25 protein-coding genes are annotated in these 26,670 nt (G+C 72.3%); 15 read left to right on the top strand and 10 right to left on the bottom strand.

The window, feature by feature from the left end; all coding sequences use genetic code 11:
* Positions 1 to 48 precede the first annotated feature (48 nt).
* Positions 49 to 2,031 carry an endo-1,4-beta-xylanase gene (locus AB0F58_RS13235; RefSeq protein ID WP_357142321.1) on the bottom strand — a complete coding sequence of 661 codons (1,983 nt, stop codon included), beginning with the start codon at positions 2,029 to 2,031 and terminating at the stop codon, positions 49 to 51.
* A 250-nt stretch (positions 2,032 to 2,281) separates the two neighbouring features.
* Between AB0F58_RS13235 and AB0F58_RS13230 the strand changes: the two genes are divergently transcribed.
* Both AB0F58_RS13230 and AB0F58_RS13225 read left to right on the top strand, forming a co-directional pair.
* Complete coding sequence (locus AB0F58_RS13230; protein ID WP_357142320.1) at positions 2,282 to 2,518, top strand: HTH domain-containing protein; 237 nt, start codon at positions 2,282 to 2,284, stop codon at positions 2,516 to 2,518.
* Positions 2,518 to 3,081, top strand: a complete 564-nt coding sequence (locus AB0F58_RS13225) for a Clp protease N-terminal domain-containing protein (RefSeq protein ID WP_357142319.1) — start codon at positions 2,518 to 2,520, stop codon at positions 3,079 to 3,081. Before AB0F58_RS13230 ends, AB0F58_RS13225 begins: the two co-directional genes overlap by 1 nt.
* Before the next feature lie 86 nt (positions 3,082 to 3,167).
* On the opposite strand, the gene AB0F58_RS13220 is transcribed toward AB0F58_RS13225, so the two are convergent.
* Positions 3,168 to 3,713, bottom strand: a complete 546-nt coding sequence (locus tag AB0F58_RS13220) for a hypothetical protein (RefSeq protein WP_357142318.1) — start codon at positions 3,711 to 3,713, stop codon at positions 3,168 to 3,170.
* Between the two features lie 382 nt (positions 3,714 to 4,095).
* On the opposite strand from AB0F58_RS13220, the gene AB0F58_RS13215 reads away from it, so the two are divergent.
* The 4 genes from AB0F58_RS13215 (at position 4,096) to AB0F58_RS13200 (ending at position 8,460) form a co-directional block, all read left to right on the top strand.
* A complete protein-coding gene (locus tag AB0F58_RS13215) occupies positions 4,096 to 5,085 on the top strand; it encodes a diacylglycerol kinase family protein (RefSeq protein ID WP_357142317.1) in 990 nt (329 codons plus the stop codon).
* Positions 5,078 to 6,079: a YihY/virulence factor BrkB family protein gene (locus AB0F58_RS13210; RefSeq protein WP_357142316.1), complete on the top strand. Its 1,002-nt coding sequence runs from the start codon at positions 5,078 to 5,080 to the stop codon at positions 6,077 to 6,079. Before AB0F58_RS13215 ends, AB0F58_RS13210 begins: the two co-directional genes overlap by 8 nt.
* Positions 6,080 to 6,159: 80 nt before the next feature.
* The gene (locus AB0F58_RS13205) at positions 6,160 to 7,650 is read left to right on the top strand and encodes a phosphatase PAP2 family protein (protein ID WP_357142315.1); all 1,491 of its coding nucleotides are present in this window, start codon (positions 6,160 to 6,162) and stop codon (positions 7,648 to 7,650) included.
* Between the two features lie 9 nt (positions 7,651 to 7,659).
* Positions 7,660 to 8,460, top strand: a complete 801-nt coding sequence (locus AB0F58_RS13200) for an endonuclease/exonuclease/phosphatase family protein (RefSeq protein WP_357142313.1) — start codon at positions 7,660 to 7,662, stop codon at positions 8,458 to 8,460.
* A gap of 43 nt (positions 8,461 to 8,503) precedes the next feature.
* Here AB0F58_RS13200 and AB0F58_RS13195 read toward each other — a convergent pair whose 3' ends face one another.
* Together AB0F58_RS13195 and AB0F58_RS13190 are read right to left on the bottom strand one after the other, a co-directional pair.
* Positions 8,504 to 9,736 (bottom strand): helix-turn-helix domain-containing protein, encoded by a 1,233-nt coding sequence (locus AB0F58_RS13195; RefSeq protein WP_357142310.1) that lies wholly within the window; start codon positions 9,734 to 9,736, stop codon positions 8,504 to 8,506.
* Positions 9,733 to 9,876, bottom strand: a complete 144-nt coding sequence (locus AB0F58_RS13190) for a hypothetical protein (protein WP_357142308.1) — start codon at positions 9,874 to 9,876, stop codon at positions 9,733 to 9,735. Before AB0F58_RS13190 ends, AB0F58_RS13195 begins: the two co-directional genes overlap by 4 nt.
* A 168-nt stretch (positions 9,877 to 10,044) precedes the next feature.
* Between AB0F58_RS13190 and AB0F58_RS13185 the strand changes: the two genes are divergently transcribed.
* Together AB0F58_RS13185 and AB0F58_RS13180 are read left to right on the top strand one after the other, a co-directional pair.
* Positions 10,045 to 10,851 carry a helix-turn-helix transcriptional regulator gene (locus AB0F58_RS13185; protein ID WP_357142306.1) on the top strand — a complete coding sequence of 269 codons (807 nt, stop codon included), beginning with the start codon at positions 10,045 to 10,047 and terminating at the stop codon, positions 10,849 to 10,851.
* The gene (locus tag AB0F58_RS13180) at positions 10,842 to 11,048 is read left to right on the top strand and encodes a DUF397 domain-containing protein (RefSeq protein WP_357142304.1); all 207 of its coding nucleotides are present in this window, start codon (positions 10,842 to 10,844) and stop codon (positions 11,046 to 11,048) included. Before AB0F58_RS13185 ends, AB0F58_RS13180 begins: the two co-directional genes overlap by 10 nt.
* 174 nt (positions 11,049 to 11,222) lie before the next feature.
* Here the strand turns inward: AB0F58_RS13180 and AB0F58_RS13175 are convergent, their stop codons facing one another.
* The 3 genes from AB0F58_RS13175 to AB0F58_RS13165 all read right to left on the bottom strand — a co-directional run bounded on the left by AB0F58_RS13175 (position 11,223) and on the right by AB0F58_RS13165 (position 14,222).
* Entirely contained in the window at positions 11,223 to 12,116 is an 894-nt protein-coding gene (locus AB0F58_RS13175; RefSeq protein WP_357142303.1) for a hypothetical protein, read from the bottom strand.
* Between the two features lie 238 nt (positions 12,117 to 12,354).
* Entirely contained in the window at positions 12,355 to 13,263 is a 909-nt protein-coding gene (locus AB0F58_RS13170) for an alpha/beta hydrolase (protein ID WP_357142301.1), read from the bottom strand.
* The gene (locus tag AB0F58_RS13165; protein ID WP_357142299.1) at positions 13,260 to 14,222 is read right to left on the bottom strand and encodes a TIGR03557 family F420-dependent LLM class oxidoreductase; all 963 of its coding nucleotides are present in this window, start codon (positions 14,220 to 14,222) and stop codon (positions 13,260 to 13,262) included. The genes AB0F58_RS13170 and AB0F58_RS13165 overlap by 4 nt, the downstream gene beginning before the upstream one ends.
* Positions 14,223 to 14,467: 245 nt before the next feature.
* On the opposite strand from AB0F58_RS13165, the gene AB0F58_RS13160 reads away from it, so the two are divergent.
* The 4 genes from AB0F58_RS13160 to AB0F58_RS13145 all read left to right on the top strand — a co-directional run bounded on the left by AB0F58_RS13160 (position 14,468) and on the right by AB0F58_RS13145 (position 19,275).
* Complete coding sequence (locus tag AB0F58_RS13160) at positions 14,468 to 15,847, top strand: cellulase family glycosylhydrolase (protein ID WP_357142297.1); 1,380 nt, start codon at positions 14,468 to 14,470, stop codon at positions 15,845 to 15,847.
* A gap of 145 nt (positions 15,848 to 15,992) precedes the next feature.
* Entirely contained in the window at positions 15,993 to 17,492 is a 1,500-nt protein-coding gene (locus AB0F58_RS13155; RefSeq protein ID WP_357142295.1) for a hypothetical protein, read from the top strand.
* Positions 17,482 to 18,201: an NUDIX hydrolase gene (locus AB0F58_RS13150; RefSeq protein ID WP_357142293.1), complete on the top strand. Its 720-nt coding sequence runs from the start codon at positions 17,482 to 17,484 to the stop codon at positions 18,199 to 18,201. The genes AB0F58_RS13155 and AB0F58_RS13150 overlap by 11 nt, the downstream gene beginning before the upstream one ends.
* A 105-nt stretch (positions 18,202 to 18,306) precedes the next feature.
* Positions 18,307 to 19,275: a sporulation protein gene (locus AB0F58_RS13145; RefSeq protein ID WP_357142291.1), complete on the top strand. Its 969-nt coding sequence runs from the start codon at positions 18,307 to 18,309 to the stop codon at positions 19,273 to 19,275.
* Positions 19,276 to 19,395: 120 nt separating this feature from the next.
* Here the strand turns inward: AB0F58_RS13145 and AB0F58_RS13140 are convergent, their stop codons facing one another.
* The gene (locus AB0F58_RS13140; protein WP_357142289.1) at positions 19,396 to 19,794 is read right to left on the bottom strand and encodes a hypothetical protein; all 399 of its coding nucleotides are present in this window, start codon (positions 19,792 to 19,794) and stop codon (positions 19,396 to 19,398) included.
* Positions 19,795 to 20,003: 209 nt separating this feature from the next.
* On the opposite strand from AB0F58_RS13140, the gene AB0F58_RS13135 reads away from it, so the two are divergent.
* Positions 20,004 to 20,411, top strand: a complete 408-nt coding sequence (locus AB0F58_RS13135) for a hypothetical protein (protein WP_357142436.1) — start codon at positions 20,004 to 20,006, stop codon at positions 20,409 to 20,411.
* A gap of 15 nt (positions 20,412 to 20,426) precedes the next feature.
* Here AB0F58_RS13135 and AB0F58_RS13130 read toward each other — a convergent pair whose 3' ends face one another.
* A complete protein-coding gene (locus AB0F58_RS13130; RefSeq protein ID WP_357142287.1) occupies positions 20,427 to 22,712 on the bottom strand; it encodes an AAA family ATPase in 2,286 nt (761 codons plus the stop codon).
* A 172-nt stretch (positions 22,713 to 22,884) separates the two neighbouring features.
* Positions 22,885 to 24,021 (bottom strand): hypothetical protein, encoded by a 1,137-nt coding sequence (locus tag AB0F58_RS13125; protein WP_357142285.1) that lies wholly within the window; start codon positions 24,019 to 24,021, stop codon positions 22,885 to 22,887.
* Positions 24,022 to 24,114: 93 nt separating this feature from the next.
* Between AB0F58_RS13125 and AB0F58_RS13120 the strand changes: the two genes are divergently transcribed.
* Entirely contained in the window at positions 24,115 to 24,771 is a 657-nt protein-coding gene (locus AB0F58_RS13120; protein ID WP_357142283.1) for a response regulator transcription factor, read from the top strand.
* Positions 24,772 to 24,836: 65 nt separating this feature from the next.
* Entirely contained in the window at positions 24,837 to 26,363 is a 1,527-nt protein-coding gene (locus AB0F58_RS13115; RefSeq protein WP_357142435.1) for a HAMP domain-containing sensor histidine kinase, read from the top strand.
* Positions 26,364 to 26,670 lie beyond the last annotated feature (307 nt).

The raw sequence follows: 26,670 nt of genomic DNA, 5'->3' as shown, positions 1-26,670 counted from the left end.
TGCGCCGCGGGAAGCGGTACCGGGGACCCCTCCCACCACCCGGGCGGGTCAGCCGAGGGTGCAGGGCAGGCCGTCGAGGGAGAACGCGGACGGGCGGTCGTTCGCCGTGGACCAGCTGCCGAGGAAGCCGACCTCGACCGTCCCGCCGCCGGGCAGGGTCCCGTTCCACGAGGCGGGGGAGACCGTCACGTCGGCACCGGACTGCTGGTGGGTGCCGTTCCAGAGCTGCGTGATCCGCTGTCCGTCCGGGAAGCTCCAGCGCACCGTCCAGCCGGTGCGGGCCCGCGTCCCGGTGTTGGCCACCCGGACGGTCGCCTGGAAGCCACCCGACCACTGGTTGGTGACGGCGTAGGTGACCCGGCAGGAGTCCACCCCGCCGGTGGGGTCCGGGGTGGGCGTGCCGGTGGGGGTGGGGCTGACCGTGGGCGACGGGGTCGGCGTGATCCGGGTCGGGTCGACGATGCCCCAGTAGGCCGGCTTGGCCTGGAGCTCGGTGTCGAAGAGCAGCGGCGCGTCCTTGCGGGCCACCGGGAAGGTGTCCAGCCAGGTGTCGTCGTCGGCCAGCCCCCAGAGGGTCACCGAGGTCAGTTCGTCGGCGTACCGGCGGTAGAGGGCGAACAGGTCCCGGTACCGGTACGCCTGGGTGAGCAGCCGGTCGGCGGGCGGGGTGGGGAAGGACTCGTCGGTGTTGGTGTAGATGCTGACGTCCATCTCGGTGACCTGCTGCTCCACCCCGAGCGGGACGAACGCCTGGAGCATCGCCTCGGTCTCGGCGACCGACGGCCACTGGATGTTGACGTGCATCTGGTGCCCGACCCCGTCGACCGGCACCCCCTCGGCGCGCAGCTGGGCGACCAGGTTCCGCAGTTTGTCCCGCTTGGCCGGCACGTTGGTGTTGTAGTCGTTGACGTAGAGCTTCGCGGTCGGCGCGACCTGGCGGGCCACCCGGAACGCGGTGCGCAGGTAGTCCAGGCCGCTGATCTCGTACCAGCGGCTGCGGCGCAGGCCGTCGGCCTGGTTCTCGTCGATCACCTCGTTGGCGACGTCCCAGACCCCGATCGTGTCGCCGTACCGGCCGACGACCGCGCGGATGTGGTCCTCCAGCCGCTCCAGCAGCAGGGCCTTGTCGGCCGGGTCCTTGGTCAGCGGGGTGCCGTCGGTGTCGGTGAACACCCAGGCCGGCGTCTGCTGGTGCCAGACCAGGGTGTGTCCGCGTACGGCCAGCCCGTTGGCGGTGGCGAAGCCGACCTGCGCGTCGGCGTCGGCCCAGCGGAAGGTGCCCTCGGTGGGTTGGGTGGCGTCCCACTTGAGCGCGTTGCCCGGGGTCACCGTGTCGAAGTGGCGTCGCAGCAGGGTGGCCTGGTCGCCGATGATCTGCCGGTTGCTGATCGCCGCCCCGATCGGGAAGTCGTCGGCGAGCACCTCGCGCAGCGCGGGGATGTCGGTCTGCACCGGCTTGCTGGGCAGGTACGACAGGGTGAAGTCGTCGATGTGCAGGTCGGCGGTGCCGCTGGCGGTTTCCACGTACGCCGACAGGCCGTCGACGTCGTGGGCGAGCACGTAGCTGCCGCGCAGCCGTACCCAGCCGTCGGCGGTGACCGCCGTGTTGCCGACCACCTGGTCGTACGCGGAGGTGCCGCCGGAGTCGCGTTGGACGCTGAGCCGGACCTGGTCGGGGGGTGCTCCGGCGGCGAGCCGGACCTGGACCGACAGTTCGTAGCGGGTTCCCTTGACCATCTCGTCGAGCAGGTCCCGGGCGGGGCCCTGCCAGCTCGCGGTCCGGCCGGAGGCGAGCAGGCTGTGGGTGCCGCCGTGGGCGGTGGCGGTACTGACCGCGACGGTTTCGTCGCCCCGGGCCCGGAAGCCCTGGGTGGTGCCGTCCTCGAAGGTGGCGTCGAGCACCACGACGGGGTCGGCGGCGTGGGCGGGCGGGGTGGTCAGCGGCACGGCGGCGATGGCGGCGGTGGCGAGGGCGGCGAGGGCCAGCAGGCCCGGCAACGCCCGACGGTGGCGCGTCCTGGCAGCGCGCATGGGTCGTCCTTCCGGTGGTTCGGCTGGGTGCGCGCGGGAGCGTCGGTGCGAGGAGAACGCGGGGGACGCGGGGGACCGCACGCCGGTCGACCGGCATGAGCCCGCATGCCGGTGGGGGTGGTCCCGCTCCGCAGGCGGCATCCGTGCCGGGATGCCGCTGACGCGCCTCGATGGTACGGATCACCGCCCGGCCGCACCAGAGCTGTCAACCGAGGTTGACAATCGGGTGGTGTCAACGTAGATTGACGACATGAGTCACGCAACGGAACTCGCGGCCGCGGCCGGCAGCGCCGACCCCCGGGTCGGGCTGCGGGCCGTGCTCGCCCTGCGCCGGCTGCTGGAGCGGTTGGAGGTGGTCCAGGTGGACAACGCCCGACGGGCGGGCTGGTCCTGGCAGGAGATCGCCGACGCGCTCGAGGTGAGTCGGCAGGCGGTCCACAAGAAGCACGCCGGGCGTCCGGCGGTCGAGCACTCCTGGGAGGCGTGATGTTCGAACGGTTCACCAACCGGGCCCGCGAGGTGGTCCGGCGGGCCCGGGACGAGGCCGGCCCCGACCGGGTGGGCAGCCGGCACCTGCTCCTGGCCCTCCTCGCCGACCCCGACGCGCTGGCGACCCGGGTGCTCGCGACGGCCGGCGTCCCCGCCGACGACCTGCGCGCCCGGGTCGCCCGGCACGTCCACCAGGGCGCCGTCCTCGGTGAGGCCGACGCCGCCGCGTTACGTCAGATCGGCATCGACCTCGCCACCATCGAGGCCCGGATCGACGAGTCGTTCGGGCCGGGGGCGCTGCGCCGGCCGGTGTCGCCGCCCCGCCGGGGCTGGTGGCGGCGGCACGCCGCCGGCCCGTTCACCCCCCGCGCCAAGAAGGTGCTCGAACTCTCCCTGCGGGAGGCGCTGCACCTGCGCCACCGGCACGTCGGCACCGAGCACATCCTGCTCGGCCTGCTACGGGAGGGCGACGGGACGGCCGCGCAGGTCCTCCACGAGGCCGGCGTCGACCTGTCCGACCTGCGTCGCCGGGTCGAGGCGGCGGTCCGGGCGGTGGCCTGAGGCGGTCCGGCGGTCGCCTGAGGCGGCCTGAGGCGGCCCGGCGGTGGCAGCTCGGGGCTGCCACCGCCGGACCGGTTCCTGTTCGCTCAGGGAATGTCGATCACGGCGTTGCTGGTCGTGTTGTACTGGACGCCGTTCATTTCCGCGTAGTGGGTGCAGGTGACCGTGATCCGGCGGTAGCCCCCGACGCCGTAGACGGGGTTCGACTCGAATTTCACGTCGACGAGCGCACCGCCGTTCTCGGAGTCGTACTTGGTCGTGTTGCCGCCGAGTGGGTCGTAGGCGTAACACCGCACGTTGATGTAGTCGGCGTCGACCCGATCATTGCTCGGATCGGCGAATCGCGAGTATCCACGGATCTTCACCCGTTTGCCGGGCCCGTTGGACTCGTACTCGTACCCCTCGTTCTGGATGACGCCCTGCAGCGTGTACGTGATCGGGTCACCGCCGCCACCTCCGCCGCCGCCCTCGCCGCTGCAGCCCTCGATCGGGCAGATCACGTCGAAAGCGTGTGCCGGCGCGGCCGTCAGCCACATTCCCGTAATGGCCATGACAAATGCGGCAAATATTGCCGCGGCGCGTTTCAACACGTTTTCTCCCGCCGAGATTCGCCGATGCTCACGCTTCGGCATGCGAATAGGGCAACAGGTTATCCCCGTGGCCCATCCGGCGCAATGTCGATCACCGATCCCCGACATTTCCGTCCGATGTCCGACCAACCGGCGTTGCCGGAATTATCTGTGTTGGTCAACCGGTGGTCACCCCGCGCCCGGTGCTCCCGCCGTTTTGGCGATATCGGGCTCTTTCCTGTCACCGACACCCCGATTTCGCCGACACGGTGATGCGCGCCCCGGACGGCGGCGTGGTCCGGGTGCCGTCCACCCCGGTGACGCCCCGGTACCGCAGGCGTCGCGTCCCCGGACCACCCGAGGCCCGCCGAAACCTTTTTGTGGTGTGCTCGACGATGGACCCGGTCGGGTCGCTGCCGCCGTCACATTGCTGCACACTGGCGCCGTGGATGCTGGAGAGGGCGGACGACGCGGGTTGCGCTCCGCCGTGGTGGTCAACCCGGTCAAGGTCGACGATCTCGACGAACTGCGGCGCGTCGTCGACGAGACGCTGACCGCCGCGGGCTGGCCCGAGCCGCTCTGGTACGAGACCACCGTCGAGGACCCGGGTCGCGGCCAGACCGAGAAGGCCGTCGCCGCCGGCGTGGACGTCGTCTTCGCCTGCGGTGGCGACGGCACGGTGATGTCCTGCGTGAGCGGGCTGGTCGGCACCGACGTGGCGCTGGCCGTGCTGCCACAGGGCACGGGCAACCTGCTCGCGGCGAACCTCGGTCTCTCCAACGACCTCGCCGCCGGGCTGGAGGTCGCCGTCGAGCAGGGTCGCCGCCGTCTCGACGTGGGCGCCGTCGACGAACACCACTTCGTGGTGATGGCCGGCATGGGCTTCGACGCCCAGATGCTCGCCGACACCTCCGAGACCACCAAGGCGCGCATCGGCTGGCCGGCGTACGTGGTGGGCGCCGTCCGCCACCTGCGGGACCGGCCGATGAAGGTCCGCATCCGCATCGACGACCGCCCCCCGCTGCGCCGCCGCGCCCGGTCGGTGCTGGTCGCCAACGTGGGACGGCTCCAGGGCGGGGTGACCCTGCTGACCGAGGCGGAGCCGGACGACGGCTACTTCGACGTGGCCGTGCTCACCCCCAACACCCTGCGGCACTGGCTGGAACTCGGGTGGGCGGTGATCCGCCGACGCGGCCGGGTGCCCCGGATGGAGGTCCTCCGGGGCCGCCGCGTCGAGATCACCAGCAACCGGGCACAGCCCCGGGAACTCGACGGCGACCTCATCGAGCCCGGCCGGTCGCTGCTGGTGCAGATCCGCCCCGGGGCGCTGTGGCTCTGCGTACCGCGCCCGGCGCAGGCACCCGACCTCGCCGATGACGCCGACGCGGTGGCGGAGCGGGGTGAACGCCGAGTCGAGGAGGCACGCGGTGAGTAGTACCCGGATCGTCCCCGAGACCCGGTGCATGCCGGACGAGGAACTCTCCGCCGACGACGCCTGGCACACCCTGCGCCGCAAGGGCGGCTGGTCCCTGCTGCGGGACGCCTTCGTCCGGTTCCGCTACGGCGACGGCTTCAGCCACTCCCGCGCCTTCGCCCTGCAACTCTGCCTCGCCGTGGTGCCGTTCATGATCGCGCTGACCGGCCTGATCAGCGAACTCGGCGTGGAGGAGGGCGGTGAGGTCGTCGCGGACACCGTGCTGGCGCTCAGCCCCGGCGCGAGCGACGACATGGTCAAGGAACTGCTCAGCGACCGGGAACGCACCGAGCGGGTCGGCGAGCTGGCACTGACCCTGGGCCTGTTGACCGGCCTGGTCGCGCTGACCTCCACCATGGCCCAGATCGAACGGGGCGCGAACCGGATCTACGGCGTCGAGCGGGACCGCCCGGCCATCTGGAAGTACCTGCGGGCCGCCGTGCTCGCCGTCGCCGCCGGCCTGCCGGCGCTGATCGGCTTCCTCATCCTCGTCGGCGGCGGCGCGATCGGTGACTCGGTACGCCGGCACTACGCCTGGGGCGACGCCGTGCACGACGTGTGGAGCGTGCTGCGCTGGCCGCTCAGCCTCGGGCTGACCATCCTCGCCGTCTCCGTGCTGTTCCGGCACGCCCCGCGCCGTAAACAGCCCGGCCTGTCCTGGCTGTTCTTCGGGGCGGCCATCGCCACCGTGCTCTGGTGGCTGGCCAGCCTGCTGCTCGCCGCGTACGTCGCCTTCGGCGACAACTTCGGGCAGACGTACGGCCCGCTGACCGGGATGATGGCGCTGCTGCTCTGGGCCAACCTCACCGGCATGGCGCTCTTCGGTGGGCTGTCCTTCGCCGCCCAGTTGGAGGCGTTGCGCCTCGGCGTGCAGGAGCCCGCCCAGCCGGACCTCTGGGAGCCGGAGAACCACCGGGAGCAGATCCACGACACCGGGGAGATGACCGCGCTCTGACCCCTGCCCGCCCTGACCGCGTGTACCGAACAGGTCGTCCGGGTACTTCGGCTCGCCAGAGGCGAAAAGGGAGGCTGGGCGTGACTGCGGTCAGAGATGTTCTGCGTCGACCCCTGGGACACTTCACCGAACGGAGCCTCGCCGGACTGGCGCTGGTGCTCGGTGCCGGGGTCGCCTTCGGGGTGCTGCTCGTCGGAGTCCGCAGCCGGTGGACCCCCCTCTACGACGTCGACCACGGCATCGCCGCCTGGCTCAACGAGCAGGTCGCACCGCACGGCCCGCTGGTCACCGTGCTAAACGCGGTCACCGACCTCGGTGGGCTGGCGGTGATCCTCTGGCTGGTGTCGGTCGCCGTGGTCGGCCTGCTGATCCGCCGGCAGGGGCGGCTCGCCGTCTACCTCCTGGTCACCGGGGCCGGGGCGCTCATCCTCGACCCGACGCTCAAGGCCCTGGTCGGCCGGCTGCGGCCCGAGGTCGAGGTGCCCATCGGCACCTACTCCGGGGAGAGCTTCCCCAGTGGGCACGCCCTCGGCTCGATGGTCGCGTACGGGGCGCTGCTGCTGGTCTTCCTGCCCGCCATGTCGCGCCGGTGGCGCAAGCCCGCCATCGCGCTCACCGCCCTGGTGGTGGTGCTGATCGGCCTCACCCGGATCGCGCTCGGCGTCCACTTCGTCTCCGACGTGCTCGGGGCCTGGCTGCTCGGCGCGGTCTGGCTCGCGGTCACCGCGTACGCCTTCCGGCTGTGGCGGTTGGAGCGCGGCCGTCCCGCCGTACCGCTGGAGGAGGGCTTGGAACCGGAGGCCGCGCACGACGTCGCCCCCGCGCCCGACGAGAAGCGGCTGCTGCCGCACCCCCGGGCCGGCGTGGCCGAGCTGATCATCGGCTGGGTGCTGGTGCTCGGCGTGCTCTACGGGTTCGGCACCTTCGTCAGCTACCACGCCGGCGGCACCTTCTTCGCCACCCTGGACACCGCCGTGCCGGAGTGGTTCGACGCGCAGCGCAACCCGGGTCGGGACGACCTCAGCTACTGGTGGAGCAAGGTCGGCGACACGCACGCCATCCTGTTGATCTCGCTGGTCTTCTGCCCGCTGGTGCTGGCCGTCTGGCGGCGCTGGCGGCCGGTGCTCTTCGTGGCGCTGACCATGGTCGGTGAGCTGACCCTCTTCCTGGCCAGCGCGGCGGCGGTGGACCGGCCGCGCCCGCCGATCGAGAACCTGGACGGGCCGATGCCCACCTCGTCCTTCCCGTCCGGGCACATCGCCGCGACCCTCTGCGTCTGGGTGGCCATCGCGGTCGTCGTGTTCCCGCGCACCGACCGCTGGTGGCGCTGGGTGTTCGTCGGGCTCGCCGTGGTCATGCCGCTCGGGGTGGCGATCTCCCGGATGTACCGGGGCATGCACCACCCGACCGACTTCATGGGCGCGATGCTGCTCACCGCCTGCTGGGTGGGGCTCCTCTACTGGGTGATCCGCCCCAACGCCGACGTCTACGAGGGCAACCGGCCGGCGATCGAGTCGGAGGACGTGGACACCCTCGACGACGAGCTGGTCAAGGCCGGCCGGGTCGACTGAGCCGCCGTCGTGCTGCGGGTGATGACCTGGAACGTCCGGACCGGCGGCCGGGACCGTACCGGCCCGGACCGTCGCGACCGGTTGGTCCGGGTCGTCACCGACCAGTGGCCGGACGTGCTGGCCCTCCAGGAGTTACGCGGCTTCGACGCGCGGAATGTGGCGGAGCGCTTCGGCGAGGCGGTGGGGATGCGGGCGTACCTGGCCCGGAGCTGGTTCGGTCAGCCGGTGGCGGTGCTGGTCCGCCCGCCCTGGCGGGTGCTCTCCGCCGGCCCGGTGCGCCGACCGTTCCACCACGCCGCCGCACGGGTCACCCTGGCCACCGCCGTCGGGCCGCTCACCGTGCTCAGCGCCCACCTGGACCCGTACTGCGGGTGGCGACGACTGCTGGAGGCGGGCTGGCTGGCCACCGCGCTGCGCCGGGCACCGGGGGAGTCGGCGCTGCTCGCCGGGGACCTGAACACCCTCGAACCGGGCGTCGACCACACCGCGCGGATCGCCCGGCTGCCCGCCGCGTACCGCCGGCGCCACCTGCGCTCCGACGGCCGGACGGTGGAGACCCGGGCGGTCGCCCGACTGCACCGGGCCGGACTGGTCGACCTGTTCACCCGCGCCGGCACGGGGGAGCCGGAAACCGCCCCGACCCGGTACGGCGGAGGCGCGGAGTTCTCCGGGATGCGCCTGGACTACCTGTTCGGGACGCCCGCGCTGGCCGCGCTGGCCCGCGACTGCCGGGTGGTGCGGGGCGGCGAGACGGAGTACGCCTCCGACCACTACCCGGTGGTCGTGGACCTCGACCTCACGCCGCCCTGACCGGACGCACCCGCGAGGGCCCCTTCCTGACTGGAAGGAGCCCTCATTCCCGCGTCGCCGGCCCGTCAGGTGACCCGGTCAGGCCGATGGTGGTGGCGAGGCGGGTGACGTCGGCGGGGGTGGGGCCGGCGCGGAGTACGGCGGTGAGCGCGGTGTGGGCGGCGGGTCGGAGACGTACTTCGGCGGGGGCGATCCGGTGCGCGGTGAGCAGGGCGCGGCCGGCGGCGTGGTGGTCGCCGAGGTCGAGGTGGGCTCGGGTGATGTCGATGAGGTGGGCGGCGCGGTGTTCGGCGGGCAGCCGGTGCCAGGCGTCGCCGCTGGTGGCGTGGTGGTGGAGGGTGACGGCGAGGTGGTTGTCCCCCAGGTGGGCGGCGGCCAGGGCGCGGGCCAGCTCGACCACGATCGGCCCGAAGCTGTGATCGTGCTGCTGGTGTGCGGTGTGGGTGGCGGCGAGGTGGGCGGCGCGGTCGGTGAGGTCGTCCACGGCGGCAGGGTTGCCGCAGGTGGCGGCGGCGAGGGCGGCTTCGGTGAGCAGCGTCCCGGCCAGGGCGAGATCGTCGGGCGGGAGTTCGCGGTGCGGGGCCAGGTCGAGCGGGCGCACGGCGGCGGTGGCAGCGGTCAGCGCCAGTCGGCTGCGGTGGAGCGCGCGAAGTGCCTGGGCCAGCGGAACGGCGGCGAGGGCGGTACGGCGGGGGTCACCGGCGGCGGTGACCATCGCCCGGTCGGTGGCGAGCCAGGCGAGGTACGGCTCACCGAGCTTGACCAGCGTCTGGGCGGTGAGCCGGTAGACGCGTACGAGGTGGAGGGCGGTCGTCGGGTCGCTGGCCGGGTGGTGGGTGTGGCGGGCGGCGGCGAGCAGACCGGGCAGCATGCGCAGCACCTGGTGGTGGTGGCCGTGGCGATACGCGGTGTGGGCGTATCCGATCTGGTGGTCGACGTCCGCGACCGGCGGTCCGACGTGGCTGGTGGGGGTGTGGTGGCTGGCGAGGGCTTCGCGGACGTGTTCGATGGCGGTGGTGGCGTCGGTGGTCCGTGCCTGTTGGGTCCTGCGGCCGAGGAGGACGCCGGGGGTGACGCCGAGGGCGGCGGCGACGGTTTCGATCATGGGGAGCCGGTCGAGGGTACGGACGCCGCGTTCGACCTTGTCGACCCAGCTCTTCGAGCGGCCGATCCGGTCGGCGAAGACCTGCTGGCTCATGCCCCGGCGAGCGCGTAGCTGGGCGACGCGCCGGCCGATCGGCAGTTCCCGGCGGTCGGGCTGGCGAGGCGCCTTCATCGGCGGTCCGTCGGGTGGACGGGCTCGGTGTACTCGCCGCAGCGCGGACACCAGCGGGACTTGAGCCGGAAGGCGAGCAGGCCGAGCAGGAACCCCGGCATCAGCCCGCCGAACAGGACCGACAGGATCTGGGACGTCACGGACACTCTCACTTTCCGCCGTCGGCGGACAGCACCGCCTGTTCACACTCTGCGGTGGATCGGCTACGTTCCGAAGGGGGCGCGGTGTCCCAACGGCGGGCGTGCTCTCCGGTCGACCTCGTGTGTCGCGGCGGTGACGGCAGGTGGGGCAGTGGTGGTGGAGGTGTGATGACGAACGGTCGACTGTCGACCCTGGAGTTCCTCGGTGCAGAGCTGCGGCGGGCGCGCAAGGAGGCCGGGCTCAGCCGGGAGGACCTGGCCCAGCAGATCAACTACTCGCCCTCGTTGGTGGGGATGGTGGAGATCGGGCACCGTACGCCGTCGCAGGACTTCATCGCCCGGGTGGACGCGGAGCTGCGGGCCGGTGGCCTGTTCGAGCGGCTGCTCACCCTGGTCCGCGCCGACGCCGCGCCACCCTGGCTGCGCGAGTGGATCAGCGTGGAGAAGGAGGCCACTCTGATCCGCTGGTTCGAGCCGTCCCTCGTCCCCGGCCTACTCCAGACCGAGGCGTACGCCCGCGCGGTCCTGGCGTGGGGCGGGCTGCTCCGCCAGTCCGAGATCGAGCAACGGGTCACGTCTCGCCTGTCGCGGCAAACGATCCTTTCGGCCGACACGCCGCCGCAGTTCGTGGCCCTATTGGATGAGGCGGTGCTGCACCGCGCCGTCGGTGAGCCGGCGCTCATGGTCGAACAGTTCGACTACTTGGCGCAGGTTTCCGAGTGGCCGCATGTTCATCTGCACGTGATGCCGTTCGGAGCAGGTGCTCACGCTGGCCTCGCCGGGCCGTTCATCCTCGCCAAGACGCCGGATGGCAGTGAAGTCGTGCATCTCGACAACCAACTCCGAGCGCACATCACCGACGGATCGGAAGACGTTGATACTCTTCAGCGCAAGTGGGAGGCCATGCGTGGGGAGGCGCTGCCGCGCAGGGCTTCCCGGGAGCTGATCCAGAAGGCGGCGAAGTCATGGGTCTGACCGGGGCGGTGTGGCGGAAGTCCAGCCGGAGCGGTAACGGCGGTTCCACCTGTGTCGAGGTGGCGACCAACCTGCCCGACGTGGTGGGCGTACGCGACAGCAAGGACCGTCAGGGGCCGGTGCTGTCCTTTTCGCCGGAAGCGTGGGAGGCATTTGCGCGGGCGACTGTGGCTGGCGCGCTGATGCGGCGCGACTGACGGGCAGGCCGCGCTGTTGGGCGATAGCCTGGCCTTTGTTTACACCGAGAACTTCGACGGGCGCTGCCCGATCTGCGGACCGACAGGGCAGCCGGTTGTCAGCGCCGATGACCCCGACCTGCCCGCAGTCCGTCGTCCGGCGGTGACTCCGCCTCCCGCCGGGCGACGAAAGGATCAGAGGTAGACCACCCGGCTGCGGCGTTCTTCGGTGACCGCGTCCAGGCCGGGCGCGTCGAGGTCCACGTAGAGCTGGAGCAGTTGCACCACCGGGTCGAGGTTCACCCCCGCCGGGAGCGGAAGGTTGATGGTGTCGTTGTTCGGCCGACTCTGCGAGCCGGAGGCGTCCCACACCGCGCGGACCACGTTGCCGTCCGGGCCGGTCGCCTCGACCTGGGCCCGCAGCGTCTTCGGGGTGCCGGTGGCCTCGATGACCGCGGTGAACGACCCGGTCGCCGGGTCCTTGGTGACCGAGAGCTTGACGCCACCGACCACCTGCACCACCGCCCCGATGGTCAGACCGCGCACCGCGAAGCTCAGCGTGCGGGCGAGGCCCCCGGTCGACGCGGTGGAGGCCGGGTTGGGGGCCACGAAGACCTGGCCGTCGGTGAAGGCCTGGAGGTCGGTCTCGCACTTGTACGCGCCGCCTTTCGGCAGCGGCTGGTACACGCTGGTGTTCGTGGCCGGTTCCGACTGGGTCAACGTGTAGGAGAGTCCCACGTCGTCACCGGAGACGTTGTGCGCGTAGAGGGCCGGGTCGCCGTCGATGTCGATCACCTCGAACTGCACGCCACCGGTCTGGTACGGGTCGGACGTCTGCCCCCGCTGCGCCAGCACCAGCATCGGCAGGACGTTCGCCGCCACGCTCGCCACCTGCACCAGGGAGCCCAGCCAGTCGTCGAGCCCGGCCACCCCGGCCCGGGTCGGCTTCACCGGTGCGGGGTCGGGGGCCGCCGTCGCGGCACCCGGTGCGACCAGCCCGACTGTCGCGGCGGCGCCGCCGAGCACGGCCGCGCCCCGCATCACGTCCCGACGGCTCACCGACCGACGACGGTGCTGTTCATCCTGCATCTCCGACCTCCGCATCCGGCTGCGGTGTGCCGTGAGGTCGGTGTCGCACCCGTCGCCACACCCGTGGGTGCGGCTCACATTACTCGGCGTAAATATCGAAAACCATCCCTGCTTGAGGGGAGGGTTGGACGCTCAGAGCACCGTGTTCACCAGGACGGTCAGCACGATCGAGGCGAGGACCGAGAAGAGGATCATCAGCAGGCAGCCCAGGCCGCCGCCGAGCGGCTGGATCTCCGTGTTACCGATGCGCATGGGTGTCCACCTGTCCGTCGGGGAGGTCGGTTCGGGTGAGGAAGGCGCGGACCGCGTCGGCCACCCGCGCCGGTGCCGTGGTGGCGACGTTGTGCGCGGCCCCGGGCACGGTCACCAGGGTCGCCGTGGGGACCAGCCGGGCGACGACCTCCCGCCAGCGGGGCGGCGCGATCGGGTCCCGCGCGCCGGTGAGCACCAGGGTGGGCGCGGTGATCCGGGGCAGGTCCGTCTCCACCGGGTTGCGCACGGAATGCGTCAGGGTGGCGTACACCCGGTGTGGTCCGGCGTCGCGGACGTCGCGGAGCAGGACCGGAGCCTGGAGCTTCGCCTCCCGGGTGGTGTCCACCAGGAACCGCCGGACCTGGCCCCACCGGGACCGGGCGGCCGGGTCGCTGGTCGGTCCGGCCAGCACCAGCGCCCGCACCGTTCCCGGATGCCGGGCGGCGAGCGCGGCGGCCACCTCCGCGCCGAACGAGTGCCCGAGCACGCAGACCGGCCCCAGGCCGTACGCCGTCAGCCAGTCGGCCAGGTGGGCCGCGTGCCGGGCCGCGTCGTACGGCCGTGCGGGCGGGCCGCTCAACCCGAAGCCGGGCAGGTCCGGGACGTAGACCGGGTGGGTGGCGGCGAGGGCGACGGCGAGCGGGGTGAGGTACCGGTGCGAGACGGCGAGGCCGTGCACCAGCAGTACCGGCAGGTTGCCGTGGTCCGGGCCGGCGGAGCGCCGGCAGTGGGTGCGGATCCCGTCCACCAGCCGCCACTCGCTGACCAGTCCGGCGGCCGGGCGGGGCGCGGCCAGCGCGAGCCGCAGGTGTGCCCACCCGAACCGCTCCGGCGCCCGACCGGTGGGCCGGGTCCGCCCGACGCCCCTCGGCGCCGGGATCGCCGGGACGCTCACAGGGCGCGCAGGCGGGGCAGCAGCTCCTCGCGCGCCCAGTCCAGGAACATCGGCTGGCTCTCCCCGCCCACCTGCACGATGGCCACGTGGCTGAAACCGGCGTCGACGAACCTCTTGAACGCCTCGACGTGCCGGTCGACATCCGGGCCGCAGGAGATGCCCTCGGCGACGTCCTCCTCCCGGACGTACTGGCTGGCCGACTCGAACGATTCCGGGCCCGGCAGTTCGGCGTTGACCTTCCAGCCCAGACCGAACCAGCGGAACTGGTCGTGCACGATCTTGCGGCACTCGGCCTCGTCGGGGCCGTAGCAGATCGCCACCTGCCCGTAGCGGGGCTGGCCCGCGCCACCGGCGTCGTCGTACATCTGGATGATGTGCCGGTCCGGCTCGGTGGCGACGATGCCGTTGCCGTACTCGGCGGCCAGCGTCGCCGACTGCCGGCCGGAGGCGGCGATCGCCATCGGTACCGGCCGCTCGGGCCGGTCCCACACGTAGGCGTCCGGCACGTCGTAGTGGTTGCCGGAGAAGGTCAGCGTCTCGCCGTTGAGCAGCGGACGGATGATCTGCAACGCCTCCTCGAACATCTCGTGCCGCTGCTGCACGTGCGGCCAGCCGCCCACCACGTGCTCGTTGAGGTTCTCCCCGGCCCCGAGGCCGAGGGTGAACCGCCCGTCGGAGAGGACGCCGACGGTGCTGGCCTTCTGCGCCACCACCGCCGGGTGGTAGCGCCGGATCGGGCAGGTCACGAAGGACATCAGCTCGGCCCGGCTGGTGGCGTGCGCGACCGCGCCCAGCACCGACCAGGCGTACGGCGAGTGGCCCTGCGAGTCGAGCCACGGGTAGTAGTGGTCGGAGATGACGAGCTGGTCGAAGCCGGCCGCCTCCGCCCGCACCGCGTGGTCCACCAGTTGCTTGGGACCGGTCTGCTCGCACATCAGGGTGTAGCCGACATTGACCATCACACGCTCCTCTCGCCGCACCGCTGCCATCCGGGTTACCCCCGGCCCCGCTGCTCAACCCTCCGCTGTTCAGGACCGGATCGGCCCCGGATGGGCGGTTTTCTTAACCGGTTCAGGTTGCCTCCGGGGACGCATCGGCCTACGCTGATCCCGCGCCGTGGAGTCGGGCGCGGCTGTCGGGCTGCAGCCGCCCCTCGTCACACCCTCCACCCCCGTCGGGCCGGGGGTCATCCCTGAGGAAGGTCATGAAGACACGACTCTCCGTCGTCGCCGCCACCCTGCTCGCGTTCGTCGTGGGTCTGGTGGCGTTCGGTGGGCAGCCGGCGCACGCCGCCACCGGGTTCACCGTCGCCAACGGCAAGCTGTATGACGCCAACGGTGCCGAATTCGTCATGCGCGGCGTCAACCACGCCCACACCTGGTACGCCCAGCAGACCAGCTCGTTCGCCAACATCAAGGCACTCGGCGCGAACAGCGTCCGGGTGGTGCTCGCCAGCGGCCAGCGCTGGGCGAAGAACGACACCGCCGACGTCGCCAACGTCATCTCGCTCTGCAAGCAGAACCGCCTGATCTGTGTGCTGGAGGTGCACGACACCACCGGCTACGGCGAGCAGAGCGGCGCGGCCACCCTGGCCCAGGCGGTCGACTACTGGATCAGCGTCCAGTCGGCCCTGACCGGCCAGGAGAAGTACGTCATCGTCAACATCGGCAACGAGCCCTACGGCAACCAGAACTACAGCGGCTGGGCGACCGACACCGCCAACGCGATCAAGCGGCTGCGCACCGCCGGGTTCGCGCACACCATCATGGTGGACGGCCCGAACTGGGGCCAGGACTGGACGTACACCATGCGGGACAACGCCGCCTCGGTCTTCGCCGCCGACCCGGCGAAGAACACCGTCTTCTCCATCCACATGTACGGCGTGTTCAACACCGCGGCGAAGATCAGCGACTACCTGGGTCGGTTCCGGACCGCCGGGCTGCCCATCGTGGTCGGCGAGTTCGGCCACAACCACTCCGACGGCGACCCGGACGAGGACGCCATCCTCTCCTACAGCCAGGCCAACGGCATCGGCTACCTGGGCTGGTCGTGGAGCGGTAACGGTGGTGGCGTCGAGTACCTCGACATGGCCGTCAACTTCGACCCGGCCAACCTGAGCAGCTGGGGTCAGCGGATCTTCAACGGCGTCAACGGCATCAAGCAGACCTCCCGGGAGGCGACCGTCTTCGGCGGCACCCCGCCGCCGACCACGCCGCCGCCCACGACTCCGCCGCCGACCACCCCGCCGCCCACGACTCCTCCGCCCACCACCCCGCCGCCGCCGGGCGGCTGCACCGCGACGTACTCGGTGGTCGGCTCGTGGCAGGGCGGCTTCCAGGGTGAGGTCCGGGTGACCGCCGGCGCCACCGCCATCCGGGGCTGGACGGTGACCTGGACCTACGCCAGCGGCCAGAGCATCACCCAGTCCTGGAACGCCACGGTGACCAGCAGCGGCTCGTCCGTCACCGCCAGGAACGTCGCCTACAACGGCAACCTCGGGGCCGGGGCCAGCACCACCTTCGGCTTCATCGGCTCGACGTCGGGCGGCCACACCGCGCCGACGCCCACCTGCACCGTCGCCTGACCTGACCCTCTGCCCGAAGCGGGCGATCCCGGTCGGGAGAACATCCACGGCGCCGGTCGGCCTCCAGCCGGCCGGCGCCGTGTCGTCCACTGGCACGGACGCGCCATCATCCTTGTGGGGGAATCACTATCCACATGGGAGTGACATGTCGGATCTCTTCAGCGGCGTACGCCGGGCCCAGATCGACAATCGGGACCTCGCGCGGGTCGCGGTCGTCGCCCAGTGCCTGGACAACCAGTGGATCACGCAGGACCTGCTCACCGAGATCATCAGGCGACGGCGGTCGTACCGCGACGTGGAGCGGCAACGCGAACGCGACGCGCGTGCCGAGTACCTCCGGTCGATCCTGAACGCGGAGCAGGTGGTCGTCAATCGCGCGTACTTCTTCAACAACCCGGTCGTCCACCGGGACTTCGTCTCCGCCGGTCCGCAGCGGGAGGCGTTCCGGGCCCTGCTGGACGAGGGCGTGATCGTGCCCTTCCTGCTGCGGGAGCGCAATCCCAGCGACGAACCGCAGTTCGGCGTCGACTCGGCCGGCTGGCCGGCCTGGCTGCGGGTCCTCGACGAGGTGGACTCCGTCCGCTGTCTGCGGCTGTCGTGGGACGACGAGGAGAACGAGGAACTCACCCAGCGCTGCATGTACGCCGAGTTCCGTCGGTTCCTGGTCCACATGGTCACCTTCGATCTGCCCCAACTGGAGCGGGACCTGGGCCTGCGCGACGAGGACCGGCCGGTGCTCAAGCGCCGGTTGCGGGCGATCAACGACTGGGCGGCCGACGTCGAACAGGTCACCCGGAATGGCTTCTACCAGGAGTTCCTGGTGGAGCCGGGCACCAACCCGGCGGAGGGGATCTTCCGCGCCGATCCGCTGGTCGCCGAACTCAAGCAACTCGTCGACCTGCGGTACAACACCACTCTCCCGGACGCCGTCGACGGGTACGCGTTGACCCCGGCGGATTCGCTCCGCCGTACCGCGATGCAGGAGTACCGCCGGCCGGCGGTGTCGGAGCACGGGCTCGACGACCTGCTGGAGGTGGTCCGCGCGCTCCGGCCACAGGTCTTCGACCTGGCCCAGCTTCCGCTGCGGCTCGATCTGACCGGGCTGGAGTTGCACCACGTGCGGCAGGCCCGGCAGACCGACGAGTGGCGCGACTACGTCACCGCACTCCAGGCGCTGCTCGACGAGCCGCTCGACTTCGTCGACCGGTCCCAGCGGTTGTACGACCGGTACGTCGCACTCGCCGGGCGGCTGGCCGACCTGGTGGGCGAGCGCCGACAGGACCGGATGAACGTCTGGGATCCGGCGATCCGGGTCACCGTCGAGGTGTCCGGCGCGGTCCTCTCGGTCGTCTTCGACGGACATCCGAGGCTCGAACTGGTCGGGGAGGTGCCGACGGAGGTGGTCGCGCGGGCCGCCACCGCCGTGCTCCGCTTCGCCGTGGTCGGCCGGGACGAGCGACGCGCCGCCCGGGAACTGAGCACCGGCATCGACGTGATGCGGGTGCGTCTGCAACGGGCCGGGGAGGATTGGCGGGAACTCGTCCGCCGGCTCCAGGAGCTGGGCTTCCCGGTCACCGACGGGGACGCGGCACGCGACGACGAGCCGAACATCGACCGAGCACAGGGAGAAGACGGTGACCAGTAGCTGGGAGCAGTACGTCGAGCTGCGTGAGCGGCAGCCCCGTCACTTCGCGAACCCGCCGGACGCCGTGGTGCACATCCTCCACGAACCCGACGAGGTGGGAGCGGCGGAGCGGGCCAAGGCCGAGGCGCTCCGGAAGCGGGGCCTGCCGACGGAGTGGAGCCGGGTCGGCGTGGCGTACCGGGACGAGTACGTGACCCTGGTCCGTGACCCGGTCCGCTTCTCCGACGGGTCACTGGGGACGTACATCCGATCGATGCCGGGCAGCGACGCGGACGGGGTGGTGCTGCTGCCGGTGCTCGACGGCTCGGTGGTGCTGGTCGAGCACTTCCGGCACGCCATCCGGAGCTGGCAGCTGGAAGCCCCGCGCGGGTTCGGTGAGGCCGGCGTGCCGCCGTTGGAGCAGGCTGCCCGGGAACTGTGGGAGGAACTGGGGACGGTACCCACGCGGGTGGTCGACCTCGGGCTGCTGCACCCGGACACCGGCACCGCCACCGATCAGGTCCACCTCTACCTCGTGGAGATAGCGCAGGTCGGCCAGCTGGACACCCTGGAGGGCATCCGGGCCGTCCGGACGTACCCGCCGGAGAAGGTGGGCGAGCTGATCCGGGACGGGGTCGTCACCGACTCGTTCACCATCGCGGCCTGGACCCGGGCCTGGCTGCGGGGGCTGCTCACGACCCCACCGGCCGGGCCGGCGGGTCCGGTGTGACCGGAAGTGTCCTCCCAGGTAGTTCCCAGAGGGGGCGGTTAGGGTGCGGGAAGTGGCATCCGGCTCCATGTGGAGAGCCGGTGCGGTTTCCCGGGAGTTTGCGACATGGTCTTCAAGAAGATGTTGAGCGCGTTCGGCGTAGGCGGGCCGACTGTGGACACCGTCCTCGCCAACCCGAACACCCGCCCCGGCCTGTTCCTGGACGGCCAGGTCAACCTGGTCGGCGGGGACGCCCCGGCGAACATCGAGCAGATCGCCGTCGGGCTGGTCACCCGGGTCGAGGTCGAGACCGGTGACGGCGAGTACGCGGGCGTCATGGAGTTTCACCGGATGGGGGTCAGCGGCCCGCTCCAGCTCGCCCCGAAGCAGCAGTTGTCGATCCCCTTCCAGCTGCCCGTGCCGTGGGAGACCCCGATCACCGACGTGTACGGCCAGCGCCTGCACGGGATGACCATGGGGCTGCGCACCGAGGTGGCGATCGCCCGCGCGGTCGACAAGAGCGACCTGGACCAGGTCTCCGTGCACCCGCTGCCGGTGCACGAGCGGATCCTGGAGGCGTTCCAGCGGCTCGGGTTCCGGTTCAAGAACGCGGACCTGGAGCGGGGGCACATCTACGGCGTGCAGCAGACGCTCCCCTTCTACCAGGAGATCGAGTACTTCGCCGCGCCGCAGTACGCGCAGGCCATCAGCCAGGTCGAGCTGACCTTCGTGACCAACCAGCAGGGCGTCGACGTGATCCTGGAGTGCGACAAACGCGGCGGGCTCTTCACCCCCGGACAGGACACCTTCGGCCGCTACACGGTCTCCCACGCGGACGCCGACCGGGTCGACTGGACCCAGGTGGTCGACGGGTGGCTCCAGGAGACCGTCAACCGGTACGGCAGCATGCGTCCGCACGGCTTCGCCCCTCAGGGGCACGGTCACGGCTACGGCCCCGGGCACGGTCACGGCCGGGGGGTGGGCATGGGCGGCGTGGTGGCCGGCGCGGCCCTCGGCGTGGCCGGCGGCATGATCGCCGGCGAGATGCTCGACGACGCCTTCGAGGGCGACGACGGGGGCGACTTCGAGGAGTGACCCGCGGGTCGGACGACGTCCGTGGCGAACCGTACGACGACGGTGGCCCCCCGGGGAATCCCCGGGGGGCCACCGTCGCGGTGACGCCGGTCCGTGGACCGTGCGTACCGTCCGCGCCGGTCAGTGCCGGGCGGTGCGCTCCGCGCCGCTGCGGAAGGCGCTACCGGCCTTGGCCAGACCACGGCTACCCAGGTAACCGATGGTCAGCAGCGTGATCATGAACCAGGCGTTGTCGGCCCGGAAGATGTCCACGCCGGTCGAGTTCCGGCCGACCAGCTGTGAGGCGGCCAGGACGCCGATCACGGCGGCGACGTAGACCCAGAACTCGGTGGTGCGGAAGGCGTTCTTCGTCTCCGTGCCCGGTGCCTGCATCGCCTCGCGCCGACCGTCGTGCATGGCCGCCATCGGACGGGTCGGTGCCTCCGCGACCGCGCGGTTGGGCATGTCCTGTCCCGTCCGGTTCTGCATGTCCTGCGCCGGACGGTTCATCGGCCTGGTGCTTGCAGCCTGCGTGCTCATCTTGTCCTCCTCAGGATGCGATGAGTCCTTGCACCCACACCCCCACTCCGCGATCCGGTCACGGGGCGGTACTCGGCGGGGCACCGCCTGGCTACCCGGTGCCGACGGGGCAGTAACGCCGGTCATCCGATCCGATCCCGTCCCCGACCCCGGCGTTTAGCCGGGACGCCCCCGGGCAGGCAACGGATCACCGACAAGTCTGTGAGGTGATCCAGGTGTCCGACAGCATGCGCGACTCCGCCCGCCGGACCGAGGAGCGGCTCCTCGCCGGGACCTACGGCGAGGACGCCCTGAACGAGATCAACTCGCCCCCGAGCGACGTGCAGCAGCAGCTCCAGCGGGAAGATCCGGGGGACCCGGCGGACGTACCGATCGACCCGGAGGTGCTGCGCGACGGCGGCCCGACCCGGGGCCAGGGAGCGGTCACCACCACCGGCGGCACCGCCGGACCGGCGAGCGTGCGGCGCATCGCCCGGCAGCCCGAACGGCACCCCGGCACGGTCGCCCCGACCACCACCGGGGACGCCACCACCGGCGGCCTGAGCACCCCGGCCGGCAGTTCCACCAGTGACCAGTCCGCCGCCGCCAGTCAGGTCGGCGGCTTCACCGACGACTGATCCACCCGCTCCCGGTCAGGGGGTGAGGAGGGTGGTCAGGCGTTGGGTGGCGCGGGTGAGGGCGACGTACAGGTCGCTCTCCCCGCGCGGCGACTCGGCGACGATCGAGGCCGGGTCGACCAGCAGGACGGAGTCGAACTCCAGGCCCTTCGCCTGCGCGACGGTCAGCACCACGACCTGGCTCTCCAGCTCCGGGTGCTCGCCCACCGCCGCCTCCGGCAGCGCGCCGGTCACCGCCGCGCCCAGCTCGTCGACGCGTCCGGCCGGCACGATCACGCCGAGCCGGCCGTCAGCGAGGTCGGCCACCTCCCGCCGGGCCACGTCGACCACCTCGGTGGCGAGCCGGTCCGGTGCGACCGTACGCTCCACGGGCTCGACGCCGGTGCTGCGCACCGAGCGGGGCGGGCGGAGTTCCGGGTCGATCCGGGCGAGCACGTCGGCGGCGACCGCCATGATCTCGGCCGGGGTGCGGTAGCTGACGGTCAGCTCCGCCAACCGCCACCGGTCGGCCACGTACGGCGCCAACGCCTCCCGCCACGACGGGGTACCGGCGAGCGCGCCGGTCTGCGCGACGTCCCCGACGATGGTCATCGACCGGCTCGGGCACCGGCGCATCAGCAGCCGCCAGGCCATCGGCGACAGCTCCTGCGCCTCGTCCACGATGACGTGCCCGAACGCCCAGTTCCGGTCGGCGGCGGCCCGTTCGGCGGTGGTCAGCGCGTCGCCGGTCTCCTGCCGTTCCAGCAGCCGGTCGGCGTCGAGCAGGTCGGTGACACCGAGGATCTCACCCCCGTCCGCCTCGTCCTCGACGTCGATGGAGCGGGAGCCCCGCCAGATCTCCAGCACGCCCTCGGCGTACTCCCGCGCCAGCGCCCGGATCCGTTCCCGGCGGGCCGCCGCCGACCGGTCGTCCTCGCCGAGCAGTTCGGCGGCCTCGTCGAGCAGGGGCGCGTCGGAGGGGGCCCACCCGCCCGGTGCGCGGTGCAGCAGGGCGCGTTCGTCCGCGTCGAGCATGGGCGCGGCGGCGGCGATCCGGTCCGGGTCGGCGAACAGGTCGGCGAGCAGGCGCTGCGGGGTGAGCACCGGCCAGAGCTGGTCCAGCACCGCCCGCACCCCGCTCTCCTCGCGCAGTTCCCGGCGGATCTCGGCGATGTCGGCCTCGTCGAGCAGGTTCTCCCCGCCGAGCGGGTCCGCGCCGATGCGGTCGGCCTCCTGGTCGGCGAGGGCGTGGATGATCTCGATGTCGAACAGGGCGCGGGCCAGGTTGTGCGGCCGACCGGAGCGGCGGGCCCGTTCGCGCGCCTCCCGGCAGGTCTGCGGGGTCAGCGTCAGCACGTCCCGCTGCTCCAGTTCGATCTCCAGCGGCTGGTCCGGCACCTGTTGCCGGTCCCGGACGGCGCCCGCGAGCACCTCGGCCATCACCAGCCGGCCCTTCAGCGCCGCCGTCCGGGCGGACTCGGCGCGCCGCGCGGTCACCCCGGGGAAGAGGTCGCCCGGCGTGCGCAGCAGCACGCCGGTCTCGGCCAGCGTCGGCAGCACCTGCGAGATGTAGCGCAGGAAGGTCGCGTTCGGCCCGACCAGCAGGACACCACGGCTGGAGAGTTCCCGACGGTGGGTGTAGAGCAGGTACGCGGCACGGTGCAGCGCGACCGCGGTCTTGCCGGTGCCCGGCCCGCCCTGGACGACGAGCACCCCGCCCAGCTCGGCCCGGATCACCCGGTCCTGCTCGGCCTGGATGGTCTCGACGATGTCCCGCATCCGGCCGGTCCGGCCGGCGTTCAGCGCCGCCAGCAGGGACGCCTCCCCGGTCAGTTCCTCGTGCGCGGTGGGGGAGGCGCTGGCCAGGTCGAGGGTCTCGTCGTGCAACCCGACCACCTTGCGGTCCCGGGTCCGCAGGTGCCGACGGCGGCGTACGCCCTGCGGGTTGGCCGCCGTGGCCAGGTAGAACGACCGGGCGGCCGGGGCGCGCCAGTCGATCAGCAGTGGCTCGTAGTCGTCACCGGCGTCGAAGATGCCGATCCGGCCGATGTAGTGGCGCGAGCCGTCGTCGGAGTCCAGCCGGCCGAAGCAGAGCCCCTGCTCCACGGCGGAGAACTGCTCCACCTGTTCGGCGTACATCCGCACGGCGGTGTCCCGCTGGGAGCGGGCCTGTTGGGTGCCACCGTTGCTGCGCAACTCCTCGGCCAGTCGGCGGGCGGCCAGGTCGCGCAGCCCGTCCAGCCGGCGGTAGAGCAGCGAGACGTACTCCTGCTCGTGGCCGATCTCGTCGGTGTGCTGCTGCTCGTCGGACTGCGTTGACAAGCCCTCTCCCAATACGATAAAATAGCGTCGAGCGGCCATTTTTAATGGTCGTTCTTTTTTGTGTCTGAACTGAGAAAGATAGCCTGCCCCGGCGGTGCCGACCAAGTCCGGGGAAAGAATTCGCGTCACCGGAACGAGTTCCGGTGACGCGAATCGTGGGTGTTCCGAGAGGTCAGCCGCGGGCGACCTCGTAGAGCCGCTCCGGCGTGACCAGGCCGGCGAGCACCCGCCCGTCGTCGGTGAGCAGCACGCTGAAGATCGTGCCGGAGAAGAGCCGGCCGCTGCCCCAGGAACCGCTGACCTTGGGCAGCTGGTTGAGCAGGTCCAGCCCGGCGGCGTCCGACTTCTCCGGCTGGCTGGCCGGGGCGTCCTTCGGCCGCTCGGCGGGCGACCCGGTGCCGGTCCGGGCGACCAGTACGGCGGCCCAGCCCTCACCCACCACGGTGGTGTCCGGCTCGGCCACCTCACCCGGCTTGCCCGGGGCGGCGCTCCGCTCCGGCTTCTCTGGACGCGGCCCGCTCGACTTCTCCTCGTTCACCTTCACGCCGGGCGGCGGGTTGAAGGTGAACTGGTCGGCGTCCGGACGGCTGAAGTCGACCTGGGTGAAGGCCACCTCGATCGCCGGCGCGTCCCCCTCGTCGGCGAAGAGCTCGAAGCGCAGCGGCACGTGCTCCTTCGCGTCCAGCGCGATCCGTACCTGGTCGACCAGGGACGCGGTGTCCCGCGGCTTGAGCACCAGCTCGTACGCGTCCCGCCCGGCCACCGTCGCGGAGCGGCCGACGCTGACCTCGGTGCTCGGGTCGATCGCGGCCAGTGCCCGGTCGGCGGCCTCGGCCGGGGTCACCGGCAGCTCCCCGGCGTCCGGCCGCTGCCCGGCGTCGGCCGGCAGCGACCGGTGCGACGCCTCGTTCCGCTTGCTGTCCCAGATCCACAGGTCCTTGCCGTTGCGGATCACGTCCCGCTCGCCCATGGTGTCCTTGAAGGCGATCCGGGCCTTGTCCGGCCCGGAATACCAGACCCGCATGGTGTGCGTGCCGGCGACCAGGGCGGTCAGGTCCTCGCGGCGCTCCGCGACCTTGGCGACCAGCGGGGGCAGGCCGAGGTCGGCGCGCTGCACCACGGTCCCGGAAAGTCCTTCCAGCCGGGACGTCTGCAAATCGACCAGGAGCTGGGCCGCGCTCCTCGGCGGCAGGCTCGGCTCGGCCTCGGCGGCGAACTGGCCGACCGCGACGCCACCCCCGAGCAGGACGACCGTCGCGGCCGTCGGCACGATCCAGCGCAGCGCCGGACGGCTTGTCAACACAGACATGTGCACCTCCTGACGCCATCCTGCCCGACCGATGCTGTGAGAGGGCTGAGGAGAACGGATCGGCCGACCGCCCGACGGTGGCACCCTTGACCCGTGCGACTGCTGGTGGTGGAGGACGAGACCCGACTGGCCGGGACCCTGCAACGGGGCCTCCAGGCGGAGGGCTTCGCGGTGGACGTGGCGAGCACCGGTCCGGCCGGGCTGGACGCCGCGCGGCACGGTGGCTACGACGCCATGATCCTCGACGTGATGCTCCCCGGGCTCTCCGGCTACGAGCTGGTGCGCCGGCTCCGCGCCGAGGAGCACTGGCTGCCGGTGCTGATGCTCTCCGCCAAGGACGGCGAGTACGACCAGGCCGACGGGCTGGACTGCGGGGCCGACGACTACCTCACCAAACCCTTCTCGTACGTGGTGCTGCTGGCCCGACTGCGGGCCCTGCTGCGCCGGGGCGCACCGCAACGCCCCACCGTGCTGACCGTCGGTGACCTCACCCTCGACCCGGCGGGCCGCCGGGTGAGCCGGGGCGACGCCGAGATTCCGCTGACCGCCCGGGAGTTCGCCCTGCTGGACTACCTGATGCGCCGCCCCGGCCAGGTGGTCTCCAAGACCGAACTGCTCGACCACGTCTGGGACGCCAGCCTGGAGACCGCGCCGAACGCGGTGGAGGTGTACGTCGGCTACCTCCGCCGCAAGATCGGCCGGCACCACCTGGAGACCGTCCGGGGCGCCGGCTACCGCCTCACCCCGTGACCCGGTCGACCCCGCCCCGCGACCCGGCGGCCCGCCGCGAACCGCGCCGGCCGCCGCCCCTCGGGCTGCGCGGCCGGTTGACCCTGGTCAGCGTCCTGGGGCTGACCGTCGGCCTGGCGGTGGGCGGGCTGGCGCTGCTCAGCGCGCTCGGCCACGTCCTGCAACGCAGCGTCGACGCCGAGGCGTTCCAGACCGCCGACGCGGTGGCGCTGCTCGCCGCCGAGGACGCCCTGCCCGATCCGCTGCCGGTCGCCGCCGGGCAGGTACGCGTCCAGGTGGTCGACGGGCAGGGGCGGGTCCGCGCCGCCTCGATCGACGCCGACCGGCTGGTGCCGATGCTGCCGGTGGACCGGATCGACCACTCCGCCCGGCAGCGGGCCTTCGTCCGGGGCGAACGGCTGGGCCTGCCCGGTCCGGTCCGGGTGGTGAGCGTTCCCGCCGGTACGCCGGCCGACCCGCTGACCGTGCTGGTGGGCAAGTCGATGGCGGACGTGAACCAGAGCGCCAGGGTGGTCCGGTTCGTCCTGCTGGTGGGTGTGCCGTTGCTGGTCGTGATCCTCGCCGGGGTGACCTGGCGGGTGGTCGGCGCCACCCTGCGCCCGGTGGAGGCGCTGCGCAGCGGGGCCGAGGAGATCACCGGCCGGGCCGGCGGTGGGCGGCTGCCGGTGCCGGCCTCCCAGGACGAGATTCACCGGCTGGCGGTCACCCTCAACGACATGCTGGCCCGGCTGGAGGCGGCCCGCGCCCGGCAACGGGCGTTCCTCGCCGACGCCGCGCACGAGCTGCGCAGTCCGCTGACGAACATGCGTACCGAACTGGAGGTGGCCGGGCGGCTGGGGGAGCGGACCGACTGGCCGGCGGTGGCCCGGGACCTGCTCGCCGACACCGAGCGGCTCAGCCGTCTCGTCGACGACCTGCTGCTCCTGGCCCGCCTGGACGAGGCCGGCGGCACCGCCACCGGGAACACGGGCGCGGGCACCGCCGTCGGGAAGGCGGGCGCGGGCACCGTCGTCGGGGCCGGTGCCCCGGGACGCGCCGGGCGCGGCCGACGGGCCACCGGGCCGGTCGAGCTGACCGAGCTGGTCCGGGCCGTCGCCGCCCGGTTCCCGTCCCCTCCGGTCCGCGTGCTGTCCGTGTCCGGGCCGCGGTGGACGGTCGGGGACCCGGACGAGCTGCACCGCGTCCTGACGAACCTCATCGACAACGCGGTCCGCCACTGCCGGGGCACGGTGCTGCTCGAGGTGACCTCCGACCCGGATCGCGCGGACGGGCGTCCGCCGGAGCCGGGCCGCTCCGGTGCCGGTGCAGGTGCCCCGGGCCGTACGGTCACCGGCGACGCCGGGGCCGGCGCGCACCTGGTCACGGTGACCGACGACGGGCCGGGCATCCCGCCCGGCGACCGGGAACGGGTCTTCGACCGGTTCACCCGCCTCGACGACGCCCGGGACCGGGACGCTGGGGGCACCGGCCTGGGCCTGGCCATCGTCCGGGAACTCGTCCGGCTGCACGGCGGCACGGTGCGGCTCTCCGACGCCGGACCGGGGCTGCGGGTCTCGTTGAGCCTGCCGGCCCTGCCCGAACCGGAAGCCTGACCGCTGGTCAGCCCCGTTCGGTGCAGACCGGCTTCGTCCGGGCGACGGTGTCCGCCGAGTGGACGACCGCCACCGTGAAGCAGTAGTCGGTGCCCCGGTCCAGCCCGTAGACGATGTAGTTGGTCGCCCCGGCCGGTAGTTCCTGGAAGGCTCGCGTGGCCTGCCCCACCCGGCCGCCGGAGACCACCACCGGGCCCTCCGCCCCCGCCGGGTACGTCCAGCTCAGCGTGACGGTGTCCCGGTTGTCGCGCAGCGTCACCCCGGTGGGCGGGGCCCCGGGTGCCGCGCTGGCCGGCTTTCCGGTGCC

The organism is Micromonospora sp. NPDC023956 (assembly GCF_040639195.1).
In the GTDB taxonomy this organism is placed as follows: Bacteria; Actinomycetota; Actinomycetes; order Mycobacteriales; family Micromonosporaceae; genus Micromonospora.
The sequence above is the reverse complement of the archived record's forward strand: the minus strand, read 5'-3'. Positions and strand labels throughout refer to the sequence as shown.

Coding starts and splice junctions, on each gene's coding strand:
- AB0F58_RS13235 (WP_357142321.1), bottom strand. CDS start 2,031: ATGCGCGCTGCCAGGACGCGCCACCGTCGGGCGTTGCCGGGCCTGCTG.
- AB0F58_RS13230 (WP_357142320.1), top strand. CDS start 2,282: ATGAGTCACGCAACGGAACTCGCGGCCGCGGCCGGCAGCGCCGACCCC.
- AB0F58_RS13225 (WP_357142319.1), top strand. CDS start 2,518: ATGTTCGAACGGTTCACCAACCGGGCCCGCGAGGTGGTCCGGCGGGCC.
- AB0F58_RS13220 (WP_357142318.1), bottom strand. CDS start 3,713: ATGCCGAAGCGTGAGCATCGGCGAATCTCGGCGGGAGAAAACGTGTTG.
- AB0F58_RS13195 (WP_357142310.1), bottom strand. CDS start 9,736: ATGAAGGCGCCTCGCCAGCCCGACCGCCGGGAACTGCCGATCGGCCGG.
- AB0F58_RS13185 (WP_357142306.1), top strand. CDS start 10,045: ATGACGAACGGTCGACTGTCGACCCTGGAGTTCCTCGGTGCAGAGCTG.
- AB0F58_RS13180 (WP_357142304.1), top strand. CDS start 10,842: ATGGGTCTGACCGGGGCGGTGTGGCGGAAGTCCAGCCGGAGCGGTAAC.
- AB0F58_RS13175 (WP_357142303.1), bottom strand. CDS start 12,116: ATGCAGGATGAACAGCACCGTCGTCGGTCGGTGAGCCGTCGGGACGTG.
- AB0F58_RS13165 (WP_357142299.1), bottom strand. CDS start 14,222: ATGGTCAATGTCGGCTACACCCTGATGTGCGAGCAGACCGGTCCCAAG.
- AB0F58_RS13160 (WP_357142297.1), top strand. CDS start 14,468: ATGAAGACACGACTCTCCGTCGTCGCCGCCACCCTGCTCGCGTTCGTC.
- AB0F58_RS13155 (WP_357142295.1), top strand. CDS start 15,993: ATGTCGGATCTCTTCAGCGGCGTACGCCGGGCCCAGATCGACAATCGG.
- AB0F58_RS13145 (WP_357142291.1), top strand. CDS start 18,307: ATGGTCTTCAAGAAGATGTTGAGCGCGTTCGGCGTAGGCGGGCCGACT.
- AB0F58_RS13140 (WP_357142289.1), bottom strand. CDS start 19,794: ATGAGCACGCAGGCTGCAAGCACCAGGCCGATGAACCGTCCGGCGCAG.
- AB0F58_RS13125 (WP_357142285.1), bottom strand. CDS start 24,021: ATGTCTGTGTTGACAAGCCGTCCGGCGCTGCGCTGGATCGTGCCGACG.